The organism is Paenibacillus sp. VCA1 (assembly GCF_031583795.1).
Lineage (GTDB): Bacteria > Bacillota > Bacilli > Paenibacillales > Paenibacillaceae > Paenibacillus_AQ > Paenibacillus_AQ albilobatus.
This window is the reverse complement of record NZ_JAVLSX010000020.1, coordinates 50,954-64,944: the sequence shown is the minus strand read 5'-3', so window position 1 is coordinate 64,944 and position 13,991 is coordinate 50,954. Positions and strand designations below refer to the sequence as shown.

13 protein-coding genes and 2 pseudogenes are annotated in these 13,991 nt (G+C 50.4%); 3 read left to right on the top strand and 12 right to left on the bottom strand.

Features of this window, described 5'->3' with window-relative positions; genetic code table 11:
• Positions 1–218: 218 nt before the first annotated feature.
• Entirely contained in the window at positions 219–653 is a 435-nt protein-coding gene (locus RJP21_RS28810; RefSeq protein ID WP_310862281.1) for a GyrI-like domain-containing protein, read from the bottom strand.
• Positions 654–774: 121 nt separating this feature from the next.
• Positions 775–1,395, bottom strand: coding sequence for a GNAT family N-acetyltransferase (locus tag RJP21_RS28805; protein WP_310862280.1), 621 nt, complete (start codon positions 1,393–1,395; stop codon positions 775–777).
• A gap of 407 nt (positions 1,396–1,802) precedes the next feature.
• On the opposite strand from RJP21_RS28805, the pseudogene RJP21_RS28800 reads away from it, so the two are divergent.
• Positions 1,803–2,015 (top strand): annotated as a pseudogene (locus RJP21_RS28800) (hypothetical protein); the annotation flags it as partial.
• 77 nt (positions 2,016–2,092) lie between these two features.
• Here the strand turns inward: RJP21_RS28800 and RJP21_RS28795 are convergent.
• From RJP21_RS28795 to RJP21_RS28760, 8 genes are all read right to left on the bottom strand, one after another.
• Positions 2,093–2,584 carry an SRPBCC family protein gene (locus tag RJP21_RS28795; protein ID WP_310862279.1) on the bottom strand — a complete coding sequence of 164 codons (492 nt, stop codon included), beginning with the start codon at positions 2,582–2,584 and terminating at the stop codon, positions 2,093–2,095.
• 67 nt (positions 2,585–2,651) lie between these two features.
• Complete coding sequence (locus RJP21_RS28790; RefSeq protein ID WP_310862278.1) at positions 2,652–2,966, bottom strand: ArsR/SmtB family transcription factor; 315 nt, start codon at positions 2,964–2,966, stop codon at positions 2,652–2,654.
• Positions 2,967–3,182: 216 nt separating this feature from the next.
• Positions 3,183–3,911: an amino acid ABC transporter ATP-binding protein gene (locus RJP21_RS28785; RefSeq protein WP_310862277.1), complete on the bottom strand. Its 729-nt coding sequence runs from the start codon at positions 3,909–3,911 to the stop codon at positions 3,183–3,185.
• Positions 3,904–5,352 carry an amino acid ABC transporter substrate-binding protein/permease gene (locus tag RJP21_RS28780; protein WP_310862276.1) on the bottom strand — a complete coding sequence of 483 codons (1,449 nt, stop codon included), beginning with the start codon at positions 5,350–5,352 and terminating at the stop codon, positions 3,904–3,906. Before RJP21_RS28780 ends, RJP21_RS28785 begins: the two co-directional genes overlap by 8 nt.
• A 400-nt stretch (positions 5,353–5,752) precedes the next feature.
• On the bottom strand, positions 5,753–7,078 hold the full coding sequence (locus RJP21_RS28775; protein WP_310862275.1) for an MBL fold metallo-hydrolase: 1,326 nt from the start codon (positions 7,076–7,078) through the stop codon (positions 5,753–5,755).
• Entirely contained in the window at positions 7,075–8,754 is a 1,680-nt protein-coding gene (locus tag RJP21_RS28770) for an ABC transporter permease (protein ID WP_310862274.1), read from the bottom strand. The genes RJP21_RS28775 and RJP21_RS28770 overlap by 4 nt, the downstream gene beginning before the upstream one ends.
• Position 8,755: 1 nt before the next feature.
• Positions 8,756–9,814, bottom strand: a complete 1,059-nt coding sequence (locus RJP21_RS28765) for an ABC transporter substrate-binding protein (protein ID WP_310862273.1) — start codon at positions 9,812–9,814, stop codon at positions 8,756–8,758.
• A gap of 40 nt (positions 9,815–9,854) precedes the next feature.
• Entirely contained in the window at positions 9,855–10,823 is a 969-nt protein-coding gene (locus RJP21_RS28760) for an ABC transporter ATP-binding protein (protein WP_310862272.1), read from the bottom strand.
• A 318-nt stretch (positions 10,824–11,141) separates the two neighbouring features.
• Here RJP21_RS28760 and RJP21_RS28755 point away from each other — a divergent pair, with 318 nt between their 5' ends.
• Positions 11,142–12,068 (top strand): LysR substrate-binding domain-containing protein, encoded by a 927-nt coding sequence (locus RJP21_RS28755; protein ID WP_310862285.1) that lies wholly within the window; start codon positions 11,142–11,144, stop codon positions 12,066–12,068.
• 105 nt (positions 12,069–12,173) lie between these two features.
• Positions 12,174–13,034, top strand: coding sequence for a hypothetical protein (locus RJP21_RS28750; RefSeq protein ID WP_310862284.1), 861 nt, complete (start codon positions 12,174–12,176; stop codon positions 13,032–13,034).
• A 156-nt stretch (positions 13,035–13,190) separates the two neighbouring features.
• Here RJP21_RS28750 and RJP21_RS28745 read toward each other — a convergent pair.
• Both RJP21_RS28745 and RJP21_RS28740 read right to left on the bottom strand, forming a co-directional pair.
• Positions 13,191–13,632: pseudogene (locus tag RJP21_RS28745) on the bottom strand (SDR family oxidoreductase); the annotation flags it as partial.
• The gene (locus tag RJP21_RS28740) at positions 13,626–13,955 is read right to left on the bottom strand and encodes an antibiotic biosynthesis monooxygenase family protein (protein WP_310862271.1); all 330 of its coding nucleotides are present in this window, start codon (positions 13,953–13,955) and stop codon (positions 13,626–13,628) included. The pseudogene RJP21_RS28745 and the gene RJP21_RS28740, both read right to left, overlap by 7 nt.
• Positions 13,956–13,991 lie beyond the last annotated feature (36 nt).

Genomic DNA, 13,991 nt, shown 5'->3' with positions numbered 1-13,991 from the left:
CCTAAGATGCTATATGCACTGTCTTAGGACGGGCTGATGAGACAGCCCTGAACTTGGGGGAACTACGGTTAGCAGAAATGCACGACCGACTACCACCCAAGAATCCCAATGATACCGAAGGTGTCAGCTTGCGGCTTTAGCCGTGGGAGTCTCAAAGGTACTTACTTTAAGGTGAGTGTTAAAGCCCTTTGCCTTGGTTATATCAGCCGTTGCATACGTCATTTTATCTGTATGTACATATCAATTTCGCTTTCGGGGTTTTCACCTTTAAATCTTTCATCATACACTTCAAAACAAACGACGTCGAATTGTTCATAATCGTTTTTACGTAGCCAGGCAATCAGTTCTTCAAACGTTTCGTTGATCTGGCTTAGTGGGCCTTTATGCCTTAAGTAAGCATATTCCCCGGCGGGTATGATATACGAAGACATCCCTTCGGGCACTTCGCTTGAGAGCGCGGTTTCTACGCCAGCAAGATAGCCGTATTCATCCCTTTTGATCACGCCGAGCGTTTCCGACCGATTCACCCGGCCTGGAATTTGATCAATCCTTGCAAACAATGCCGGCCAAGCTTCTTCAGGGCGGGACGGCTTACCGATGTTTCCGATGCCGATGATTTTGCGTGCCATAAATTTATTAAGTTCAGGATGCATTGAGCACCTCCATGAATTGGTGTTATTCACTTTCATAACCTATTCGATAACCGGTAATAAATCCCTGCATATTTCTTCCGTATCTATTCCTACTTGGCCTGAAGAAACGATTAATTCCGCTTCACTCGGCACAATCGTTAGGTGTGTATTCTCCCATTGGCAAAGAAATACCAGGGGCGTTTTTTCCAATTCCTTTCGAATCGTACTCTTCATTATTAACAATCGCTAATATTTGATGATTCTCCCACCTTCCATTAATCTTGACATTCTCTATTGCTATTCCTTCTTTATGAAACCCTGCTTTTTCCAGCACTTTGATGGAAGGTATATTATGAGGCATAACTCCAGCTTCAATTCGATGTAACTTTAATTCATTAAATCCATAGTCTACAGCTAATTTGACGGCCTTTGTCATGTATCCCTTCCCATTATGCTTACGGTCTAAGGAATACCCAATCCAACAACTCTGATAGTTACCTCTTGCAACCTCAGATAGTGTAACATTCCCAATCAGTTGCTTACTGTCTGTCAGAAATATACCAAAAGAATAAGCTGAGTCCTGCTTAGCTAGTAAAACATACTTTTCAATTCGCTCAATTTGTCCATCCATTGTATAAAACTTTTCATCTTTTAGAGGTCCATAGAGTTGGAAAAAGTCTCTATTTTCAACCTCTAACTTAAGACAATCCTCCGCATCTGATAATTCCAATTGCCTAATAAATATTTCTTTCGTTTTCTCCATGTTCTTTCCTCCTTCTGAAAATAAAAAAACCACAGGAAAATCCCTGTGGTTTTTAGTAACATGTTTTAATAATTTCCACAGGAAACGACCTGTGGTTTTTATCCCACTACTTTAATTAGAGATTCTAATCAAAGGATTTAAGTCGTTATTTCTGAAATTAGACAGACTTCTCCCATGATTAGCAAACACAAAAAAAACGGCAGTTGAGTACCCTACACCTTTAGATAAAGAATTCAATGATCTTTTTTTCATTATGGTACCCCTCCTTTGTCTTACTCAAGGAAAACTATAACACCACAATCAAATGTTTTCAATCTTTGCATCCATCCGCATCCAATAAAACGATATTGGGTTGGTTAAAGGAACCACCGGGTCATCCTTCACCCGAAACATTTCTAAAAGTAATAGAACGACGAGGAATGAACGAATCCGGAAAGCGAAAAGTGCCTGATGACTCGCCTGTGGATTTTATTTCAAAACGTTGGAAAAAGCATTTATACGAGGATGATGGTACAACAATCAATCGTCATTACTATGAAATGGCTGTTTTAACAGAACTTCGGGAGCATGTTCGGGCAGGAGATGTTTCCATTGTTGGCAGCAGACAAATCCGCATTTTCCTGACGGTACCCCATATTGCCCCTCGAAAAAAGAGCCCTCCGATCCATTCGGATCAGAAGGCTCCTTCTTTCTGCTTCTATTTATTCCGGTTGAGCTCCGCAAACTTCTCGACATATCTCGGGTATTTTTCTTCCCAAACGGCTTTCCGCTGCGATACTGTCCTTCCGTCCAGAAGCGCCTCGATTACATCCAGACATACATCCCATCCGGCAATGTCCTTAGGAGTATGATCGGTGATTTCGACGACGGTTTCGATCAAAACGAGGCGGCAGCCTTCCGGCTCCGGGTACAGCTCAAACCGGACGCGGTTTTCAGCCCACGTATATTCCAGCACGGATAACGGCTTCAGTTCCAGAATTTCGAAATATTCATAAGTACCGTTCTGCATGTCGAAAGAGATGGTCCCGCCCTCGCGCAAATCTTCCACGCGCAGCTCGGAAAACCATTGTTTCAGCTTGTCGTTGTCCGTCAGCGCCGACCAGACTTTCTCCACCGGATGCTTCAAATGGCGTACGAACCGTACCCGGGTTTCCTCCCCGTCCTGCTCAACTACGGCCAATTGGTTCATGGCTTATCCTCCTTTTTAGTAGCCCGTTTTTAAAAATATAACCTTGTATCCCGCCGCTAAGACATGGTCATGATTTTTCTTCATCCAAAAAACGTTCCAAATCATCCAGCTTGCCGTTCCAAAATTTGCGATAAGGCTCAAGCCAATCATTAATCTGCTCCAAAGGCTTTGCATTCAAGCTGTACAAACGCTTCTGGGCAACGTTCCTAACGGTGACGAGCCCGGCTTCCCGAAGAATCCGCAAATGCTTGGACACCCCTGGCTGGCTCAGGGACGACAGTTCAACCAATTCTCCCACCGATCGGTCCCGGACCCGTAAGCAGTCAAGGATCGCCCTCCGGTTCGGTTCGGACAACACTTCAAACAGCACATCAGTATTCATGTTTATTATATTACTCTACAGTTATATGAATGTAAAGTTATATGCATTAGTTAAGAACGGCTTCTTTGCGTAAAGTTTTCTTGATATATACGGTAGCAATCTCTTCGAAACTTAGATTTCAAAAAGGCTCCCACAAGTCAGCCTTAGCTGCCTGCGAGAGCCTTTGTTTTTACCCATACAACAGATTCGATCCGCTTAAAAGCAGCCTCTTCCTGCTTACAGCACTTTCTGCAGGAAGCTGATCGTACGTTCGTTTTTCGGACTGCCGAACACTTCTTCAGGCGTGCCGTCCTCGATGATATACCCTCCGTCCATGAAGATGACGCGATCCGCCACCTCTCGGGCAAAGCCCATCTCGTGCGTGACGATCATCATCGTCATCCCTTCGCGCGCCAGATCCTTCATGACGCCGAGCACCTCGCCGACCATTTCGGGGTCAAGCGCCGACGTCGGTTCGTCGAACAGCATCACGTCGGGGTTCATCGCCAGCGCGCGGGCGATCGCCACCCGCTGCTTTTGCCCGCCCGATAATTGGCTCGGGAAAGCGTCCGCCTTGTCGGCGAGTCCGACCCGCGTAAGCAGCTTCATCGCCGTGTCCCGGGCTTCCTTCGCATTCATTTTTCCAAGCTCCATCGGAGCGAACATAATGTTTTTCAGCACGCTGAAATGCGGAAACAGGTTGAAATGCTGGAATACCATGCCGATATTTTCGCGTGCCTTGTTAATGTCCGTTTTCGGATCGTTCAGGTCCCGGTCATCAACGATGACCCGGCCTTCCGTAATGTCCTCGAGTCGGTTAATGCAGCGCAGAAACGTGCTTTTCCCCGAACCGGAAGGACCGATAACGCAGACGACTTCACCCTGCTTGACCTGCATGTCGATGCCCTTCAGCACCTGATTGGCGCCATAATTTTTCTTCAATCCTTCAACCCGGATTTTACCCACGGCGCACCCTCCCTTCGAGATAGCTGGAAAGCTTCGTTAAAATAATGATGACAATCAAGTACATAATGGCAACTTCCGCCCAGATGGTAAAGGACTCGTACGTTCTGGCGATAATGATTTTACCGGACTGCGTCAACTCGACCAGACCGATCGCAGACAGGATCGACGTGTCTTTCAGCGTAATGACAAGCTGGTTGATAAACGCCGGAACCATGATGCGGACCGCCTGCGGGATGATGATCTTGATCATTGCTTTGCGATACGGCAAACCAAGCGAACGGGCCGCTTCCATTTGCCCCCGGTCGATCGATTGAATGCCGCCGCGAATAATTTCCGTCACATACGCGCCGGCATTCAGGCTCAGCGTCAGAATCGCCGCCAGGAACAACGGCATCGTAAAGCCGAATGCCTGCGGAATGCCGAAGTAAATAAACATTGCGAGAACAATGAGCGGAATGCCGCGGAACAGATCGACGAACACCGTCGCCACCCCGCGCAGGAACCGATTATGTCCCACTTTCATAAATCCGAAAATAAGGCCCAAAATAAAAGCGAAAAAGAGCGACACGATCGTGTACATAAGCGTTTTGCCAAGACCGCCCAAAAGCGGCGGCAGAGACTGCTTAATCAGTTCAAAGCGGCTCTGGTTCGCCGGTCCGGCGGCATCTTCGCCAAGATACTTTTCTTTAATGCGGTCATATTCGCCGCTTGCCTTAAGATTGGCCAGGCCGGTATTGAATTTTTCCAGAAGCTCTTTGTTTTTGCCTTTGCCCACGGCAAATCCGTAGGAGGCGCCCGCTTCCTTCGGGGTCACGATTTTAAGGTCCTTGCTTTGGGTCGCAACATAGGCCAGCACGGGATAATCTTCAAAGCAGGCCACGGAGTTTCCGGCTTTCACGTCTTCGTACATCTGGGAGGAATCATCGAACGGCACGATCGTAAATCCGTATTTCGGAGCAATGGATTGTGCGAAGGTATAACCTTCCGTACCGGTTTTGACTGCAACTTTTTTTCCTTTTAAATCGTCGTAGCTTTTGACCGTGTCATTTTTTATGCCGACGGCCATAACCACGCCGGATTCAAAATAAGGTTCGGAAAAGTCGAATTTGTGCTTTCTTTCGTCGGTAATGCTCATGCCCGCGATGACGCCGTCCACTTGGTTCGACTCCAAAGCCTGCACGGCTGCGTTAAAACCAAGGGGCTTGATTTGATACTTGAAATTTTGGTCTTTGGCGATGGCATCCATCAGATCCATGTCGATCCCGACGTATTTGCCGTTAACGTCCTGAAATTCAAAAGGCGCAAACGTAATGTCGGTGCCGATTACATAGGTTTTGCCGGAATTCGGCTCCGCCGCGGCGCCTCCCGCCGGACCGATCAAACCGGTCACCATGAGGAGCAGCAACGTAATGTAAAAAATTGAGAGCTTAATAGATTTCATGTGTCCTCCTCTTCTCGGTCAACGCCGATACTTTTTCCCCTTCATTTTTTCTCTTTTACGGCGATACTCTATCACCCAGACTACTATTTTACCAAAAAAACTAGGTTGCCTAAAAGTACAATTTTAATTAGTTAAATTTTTCAAGTGAAAATAACTCGCGGGCAGCCCTATAGGTTAATATACATTTACCCAGCAGGCCCATGTTTGCATAAAAAAAGAACAACCTTCATGTATGAACCGTACCCTATCGAGTAGACACTTTAAAAAGTCACTCGATAGGGTACGGTTCAGTAAAGGTTGTCCTTACTCTAAAAAGCTGCCTCATTTCTAATAAGGCAAGGGTCCCGCTCTGCCGTCTTCTTCCCCATCACCTTGTTCTGCGGAGAGTGATTGATTACGTTCATCGATAATTAAAAGTGATGGCCGCTCCCGGATGCAAGGAAAGCATGCCCCGATGCCCTTCCCGTTCGAGATCAAATATAACTTGGTCGGTTTCCGGTTTAGGCGCGTGAACCAGTACTGTATGCCTGCTTGAAATCTGATTCAGCATGAGGCGGACGTCATTCAGCCCCTGATGGATTTTGTAGCCCATCCGAACCACCTCGCAGGACGACTCCCCGGCTTCGCCTTTCAGCAGCCGCCGGGCAAACGTCCCTTCGCTTGCATGTCCCGTAATGATTACGGCATGTAACGGGGAGGATGAAAGCCTCTCCGCATACCAACGGGCGCGCTGCGACTCCATCATGCCATCGGTCGTAAAAACGATCAGCGGGTCACTGACTTGAAGCAAGCTGATCCGTTCTTCCTGGTTCTCAGGAATATGGAGACGGGAAGAACGCAAAGCTAGTTCGATCTCATGACAAGCTTCCGGACGAAGCCAGTCTTCCCACTCGGCCATTTGTCGCAAACCTTCAACGATTTCCCGTTCGACAACGATCCGTCGTTCCGGGAACTGCCTCATTGCCCAGATCAGCAAATCCTGCCCCCGCCCGAAAGCAGGAACCGGCAATAGCGCATGCCCCCCTCGCTCCAGAACCCCAAGAATGTACCGGCTAAGCGTGTTCAACTTTTGATCCTGCGATTCCTCATTCATCCCATAGGCGTTATCAATGATCGACAGGGTCATTTTGGGCGGGAACGGATGGCAGTCGGACGCGGAATCGTGAGAAAAGGACTCTCCAGGCGGATCGACGGTAAGCAGCTCGGACTCGCGGCTGAAGTCTCCCGAATAAAACAGATGATGGTCCTCCATATGAATCCGCAGCCAGACGGAACCGAGCATATGGCCGCTTCGCCCCCACTGAAACTGCAACCCTTCCTTTATTTCAAGCCATTCGCCCCTCTCGATTTCATCCTCCAGAATACGAAAGCGCATGGCGGAAATATGCGTCTCGTCATAAGGAAGTTCGCCCTTTCGCCCCGTTACGTATTTACGCCAATTGGCAAAATAAAGCTCCAGCTGCTTGACGGTCGGCCTTGTTGACCAAATTTCGCCACGATAACCAAGCTTGTATAACAAAGGCAAAGCCATGGAATGATCCTCATGCGCATGCGAGAGAAATACGGCCGTCAACCCTGGGATCAGGTTTTCCTCGAGCAAAGGGTACTGCCCGGCCCCTTCCTTTTTAACGCCGCAATCGAGCATAATCCGATGCTGATTTCCCGTCAGTACGTAACAAGAACGGCCATGCTCGCCGGCGCCGCCCCACACTTTCAGTTCCATCATGGAGCGGCCCACTTTCTTTTGGAGCCCGCGGCTTCCAGCAGGACGAGGAGCAAAGTGGTCAGCCCCACCGAGATGACGGCCATCGCCATCCCGAGCGATACTTGTCCCTGCTCGAATTGGGCATAGATGTACGTCGCTGACGTCTGCATGGACGGCGGTAAAATGAGCAGTGAACCGACCAACTCCCGCGATGCGATCGTAAAAGTCATCATCCATCCGGCCAGCATTCCCGGAGCAATCAGCGGCAGCAGCACCCTGCGGAACACGTAAACCGGTTTTGCGCCAAACACTTGACCTGCCTGGAACAGTTTGGGATCGATCTGGGTAAAGGCGCTTTTAACGTACTGCACCGTGTATGGAACAAATAATACGACATACGTGAGAATGACCATGCCGTAGGTGTTATAAAGCGGAACCTGCATCCATGGGGAGTTCCACAACAAAATTAATCCCACGACTAACACGATCCCCGGCACCGTGTTCGGAAGCAGGCTGAGCAGATCGATCGTTCGCTGCCCCCGGGTTTTGGACCTGCCGATCGCAACGGCGAACCAGGTGCCCAGAATCAAAGCGATGGTCGACGCCGCCAAAGAGAGCCACAGGCTGTTCATCAGTGCCTTCATGCTGGGAGAATTCCAGCGGAGCAGCTCTTTATAAAAATCGAGCGTAAAGTTGTTCCAAGCCAGCCCGATCCCCCGCAGCTTCATCGTGGAAGCCGCCACGACGGAGAAATAAGGGATGCCAATCGAAACGATCAGAAGAAGAACCACGTAGATTCCCGCCAGCCATTGCAGCCAGCCGGTGCCGCGTATGGAGGAACGGCGAACGCCTTTTCCTCCGACCAGTCCGAAAGTGTATTTTCGGTTCACGACGGACTGGATGTACCAGACCAGCAGGCAGCTCGCCAGAAGCACGGACGACAGTGAAGTGGCCTTGCCGAAATCGATCGGCCAGCTGGAAATATACTTATGAATCTCGGATGTCATCACTTCATATCCGATACGTTTCCCAAACGTAACCGGCGTGCCGAATTCCGCGATCGTTTTGACAAAGATAAGCATCGCTCCCATGCCAAAGGCGGACAGCAGCAGCGGGGCAATCACCCGGCGAAAGCGGTACGTGAACGGCGCGCCCATCACGGCGGCCGCTTCCTCCATATTCCCTCCGATTCTCTCCAATGCCCCGCGCAGCAGCAAATAGAGGAACGGATAGAGATGCAGACTCATGATCGCAACCATGCCCCCAAAGGAGAAAAACGCGCCGCCAAGCCCGGAAAGGCCTGGAGCCAGCTGCTCCAGGTACCCGTTTTTTTGCATGAATAAAATCCATCCCATCGAGCCGATGTAAGGCGGCGTCATGAAGGGAATCAGGAACACGATCTCCAGCCAGCGCCACCGGCCGAACCTTGTATTCACCATTACCCACGCGAGCGGCAGGGCGATCACTGTCGTACCAAGAATGACGCATACCCCAAGCCAGATGGAAGACAATAGCACGACCATCATATCGGAATCCGCCAAAGTACGGAATGGGGCTGACCACCGCAGCTCCCCATCCCGGTATACGCTTTGAATGAAAATTTCGGCCAAAGGCAAGGCGATGAGTAAGATCAGGACCAGGAATGCAAATACCATTGACCAGATTTTGATTTGACGTTGAAGCAAAGTATGGTTCATGTTATTTCAACAGCTTTGTGAATTTGTCGGTTACTTCGGTGCCGTGCTCGCCCATCCAGGTCCAGTCCGTCTTCAGCAGCGGAATGTTGCCCAGATTGGCGCGGTTCTCGGCTTTAACGTCCGTGCGGCCCGGCAGCAGCGCAGCATCGGAGACCAGCTTCTGGGCCGAGTCGGAGAGCAGATAGTCAATAAATGCTTTCGCGTTCTCTTCGTGTTTGGTGGATTTCAGGATCGCCGCAGGCCGCGGGCTGATTACGGTGCCCTCCTGCGGATAGACGATATCGATCGGCTCGCCTTTGGCCTTGGCTTTATAAGTCATGTAATCGACCGCGCCCGCAACCATGCTTTTGGCGCCGGTAATGACGGGATCCAGCGCTTCTTGGTTGGCGCCGGCCATGGCAACGCCGTTAGCCTTGTAGCTCTCGAACAGCGACCATCCTCCATCGCCTTTGTCGCTGAGATAGCCTGTGATGAAATCAAGGGCCGAGCCGGACAGCGACGGATCCGGGATATTAATTTGATCCTTGTATTCCGGTTTGGCCAAGTCGCTCCACGATGTCGGCGGCGTCGTGACCAGCTTGGTGTTATAGGCGATGCCAAGCGCCGATGCGCTGGTGCTGAAGTAGTTGCCTTCCGGGTCGGACCAATCCTTGTTCAGCTTGTCGGCGTTTTTCGCTTCCGGATAAGCGAGCGTCAATCCTTCTTTTTTCAGGCCTTGGGCGGATGGCAGCGAGGCAAGAATAACCACATCGGCTACCGGATTGGATTTTTCAGCCTCCAAGCGGGCCAGAATTTTCCCTGTCGTCCCTTGGAACGTCTCGACCTTGATACCGGATTGGGATTCGAACTCCTTGATAAGATTGTTTGCCAATCCCTCAGGGCCCGCCGTATATACCGTAAGCGTCTTATCCGCCGTCTCGGCCGGTTTGCCCTCTCCCGCAGCCGCGGCCGTATCTTCGGCGGCTTTGTTGCTTCCGCAGCCGGCAAGTGCCGCTCCAAGCGTCAGTGCCAGAATCAGAGCGCTTCCTTTCTTCCATTTATTCCGTGTCATGTTAAACATCGTCGTTTCCCCCTTGAATTGATTTTGAATTCCGAAATTTTTAATTCTCATTCAACCGCTGAATGCATTGAGGCGGCAGATAAATCGTAACTTCCGTCCCCTCGCTCATCCGCCTTGGATAGTAGGCGAGCCAAGGCTCGGCAGCCTCGTCCGACTTCAGCCTGACCTCATACCGGTCGCCGACATAGCTCACATGCGCGACAACCGCTGTAAAGGATAAAGTCTCTTGCCCGCCCGGCTCGAACCGGATCTGTTCCGGCCTAAACATGGAGCGTCCATCGGCCAACCAGTTGGACTTTCCGATAAACCGCGCGACAAACGGATGTTGCGGCTGATTGTAAATTTCTTCGGGCTCCCCTTTTTGCAGCACCTTTCCCCCATGCATCACAATGACCTCGTCCGACATCGACATCGCTTCGACCTGATCATGCGTTACATATAGGGCGGTTAACCCCATTTCACGAACCAGGTACATCATTTCCAGGCGCATCTCGTCACGGAGTACCGCATCGAGCGCGCTTAGCGGCTCGTCGAAAAGTACCAGCCGCGGACGCGTCACGACCGCTCTGGCAAATGCGACCCGCTGCTGCTGGCCCCCAGACAGCTGATGCGGATACCGCAGCTCCATGCCGGTCAGCTTCACCTTGTCCAAAGCCTCCATAACTTTGTCCCGAATCCCTTCCTTGCGTCCGGTGGCCCGGAGCCCGAAGGCCACGTTTTCGAAGACGGTCATATGCGGCCAAAGCGCAAAATCCTGAAACACCATGCCGAAACCGCGTCGTTCAGGCGGTACGGCTTTCGATTCGCTAGACAAGATGTCTTCCCCGACGCTGATGCTCCCCGTGTCAGGCCGTTCCAGACCCGCGACTAAACGCAGCAGGGTGGTCTTCCCGCATCCCGAAGGTCCGAGCAGCGTCGTGAACTTTCCATGGCGGATTATGAGATCGGTTGGATGCAGTGCGACATTTCCGCCAAAGCTTTTGCCGACGCCGCGTATGTTCAAATCCATCTGTTGATTCCCTTCCTTGCTTTAGCATTGGGTACGTTTGTTGATTCCTTCGTTCCTGCATCAGGATTTTGCAAAATTCGATTCCGGCCGCTCCCTGGTCCAATATATAGGCGAACCGAACCGTTTCGCTCAATATATTGCCGATGGAAAGCCGCTCTTCGCAATATCCTCACATAACCAGTCTACCTGCAGGAATGAAAGACAGTATTACCGGAATGTAAAATGACAATTAATTCTTTCAATGAACTCCGTTAACATTCATAGATTTAATCTATAGATAGGGGATAAGCTTATAAGAAGGTAGGGATATCGAAGATGATGAATCTCAATTTGTTGAAATTGCAGATTGTCGAGCTGCTGGAGAAGCACCATAAAATTACCACGGTTGCCGACCTCCTGGGCCTCAAGCAGCCGACGGTCACCTTTCATATGAAAAATCTCGAACGCGAATTCGGGGTGAAATTGTTCGATGCCCGCATGGGGAGAATTATTTTGACGGACGCCGGTTACGCCCTGCTTCATTACGCCTCCAAAATCAATGCGCTCGCATCGGAAGCGCAGCGGGTCGTCAATGATTTTGATACGCTCAAGCAGGGTACGTTATCCATTGGGGCAAGCTACGTGCCTGCGACGTATATTTTACCGGCGATTCTCGATTCTTTTACCAAGTCGTTTCCTGGAATCCGTGTGACGTTGTCCGTCAAAACCGCTCCGGCCATCATGCAGATGCTGCACGCCCACCAGATTGATATCGGCATCCTGTCCACCGACCCTTTTCACAAATCGCCGCTGAAGGCGCAGGCCCTTTGTAAGGACGAGCTGGTACTGATCTGCTCTCCTTCCCATCCGTTCGCGGACGCCGCGGAATGGACGCCGGAGCTGATTGCCGCTTCGTCTTTCGTGCTGCACGGCAAGGCATCCAACACCCGAAGCATCACCGATCAATGGCTGGACCGGCAGGGCATCCGCCCCTTCTCCAGTCTGGAGCTCGACTCCTTGGAGGCGATCAAGCAGGCCGTCATCCTTGGCGAGCATATCTCCTTCGTCTCGCGTATGGCGGTTCAATCCGAAGCGGCCGGAGGCCTGCTCCGGATGTGGCCGATTCCGGATCTTCCGGTCGAACGACAAGTTTACGTCATGACCAATAAGGACCGTTATTTGTCGGTGACGAGCAGTCGTTTCATCGAGCTGTTGGAACAGTGGCGGCAATCTTCCCAAGAGCCGCTCTTGGAAGGCCAAGATTAAATGTTTCTATTTTTTACCTGAATGCTTCATTTCCTTGATGAAGGTTTGACAATACCCCTTTACAGTAGGTTACGAACCATACATCCAATCAAGGGAGATGAAATGATGAAACGTAAGGCCAAAACAACGAAATCCATCGTCATAGCCGCTTTGAGCGCGGTAATCATGCTTACCGGCTGGCAGCCTGCCGGCAAAGCCGAAGCCGCAGCCAACGCGGTGCCGTCCTATGAAGTCAAATTTTTGTTGAACGCCGATCGGGTGCTGAATCAAGATCAAACGCTGCAGGATCAGGTGAAGGAGACTTTTCGGATCGAAGAGCCTGCCGCAAGGATGCTGGTGGAGTATTTTGATACGGGATCTCTTGACCTGAACGGCTCGGGATGGAATGTGCGCTTCCGCAAAAAAGAGGATAAGAAAAAGTACGAGATGACCTACAAAAAACGGTATGCCATCGTCAACGGCGACATCAACGCCGCTTTGGACCAGGCGAACCGCGACGGCTTCAGCGCGGCGGACACGAATTACGATGCGGAGATCGATTGGGGTTACGGCAAGCAAACGCTTAGTTTCTCAAATGATAAAGAGGTTTCGGCTGCCAAAGGGTTGATGCTGCCAAGCGAAAAAGACGCGCTTGAAATCCTCGTAAACAACATCCCGGGCAAACTCGATAAGACAAACGGGTCGGGCTGGGGAACGGCTGTGTTAAAAAAATCCTACGCGCATGGCCCGGTTTCGGTCAGCAAATACTCGGGAACGTTTGACGGCTTGAAAACGGATATCGAGCTTTGGCCGATCGTCAGCGCGGACGGTAACGGAACGGAAAACATCATTGAAATCTCCTTCAAGACCGATGATTACACGACGGCTGCATCCAGCCGGACGAAGCTGCTAAATCTGCTGGAAGGCAAAGGCTGGCTTGTGCCTGCCGACTCGCTTAAGACGAATCTGGTACTCGAGCGTTATTAAAAAATGTAAAAATAACCCGCAGCATGGACTTCAACGTTCAGGCTGCGGGTTATTGTTTATCAAATTGGCGGCAATCAAGTATTGAACGGCACCTTGCGGGTATTGGCTGGCTGCTGCACCAAAAGCGACCTAGAAAAAGGCTGTGCGGTAACTTCACATATCATCATAAGCTGGCGCGTGGGACCCCGCAGAGGCTCAGTACATTAAGTCGTATCCCTGTGCCTTTCAAATCCATTATCCAGCTTCTCGCCATCTGACGGAGAGCCGCCTTGCTGGCTCCGTAGACACTAAACCCTGCGTCGCCAACAGTACCCGCCGTCGAGCCGGTTATGATGATGGTTCCCCTCATATTGGGAAACAGCGGCAAAGCCTTTTGGACGGTGAACAAAGTACCTTTTACGTTCACGTTGAAAGTCGTGTCGTACTGCTCTTCCGTAATTTGCCCCAAAGGAAGAATGCTGCCAAGTCCGGCGTTTGCGAATAGAATATCCAGATGTCCTTTCTCCTGCTTTACCGTATCAAACAGTTTGTCCAAGTCCTTCAAATTCGAAATGTCGCCCTGAACGCCGGTAACCCGGTCACCGATCAATTTTACTGCCGCGTTATATGACTTCCCCATTCGCCCTTCGGCTGCAACCAGCTGACGCTTCGATCCACAATGAAATCGCCTAGTGTTTTTTCGTAATTCTTGCGGTATGGTTTAATAAATTCTTCCGCAAGCCAGCTATCTCTCGTGCCTTGCCATGTTTCATAAATGATCAAGTCATCCGGCTGATCCAGATCGTCCGAAACAATGACGCTAATGAATGCCTTTTCGGATGACATCTCCTCAATAAGGGAATACAGCTCCTTGCGGAATTCTTCTTTTTTCCCTGGTTTAGCTTTGAATCGAATATTCAGTTGAACTTGTTGATTGGACATGTCGACTCCTCCTGTAAGCTTCATATTTTGCAGTGA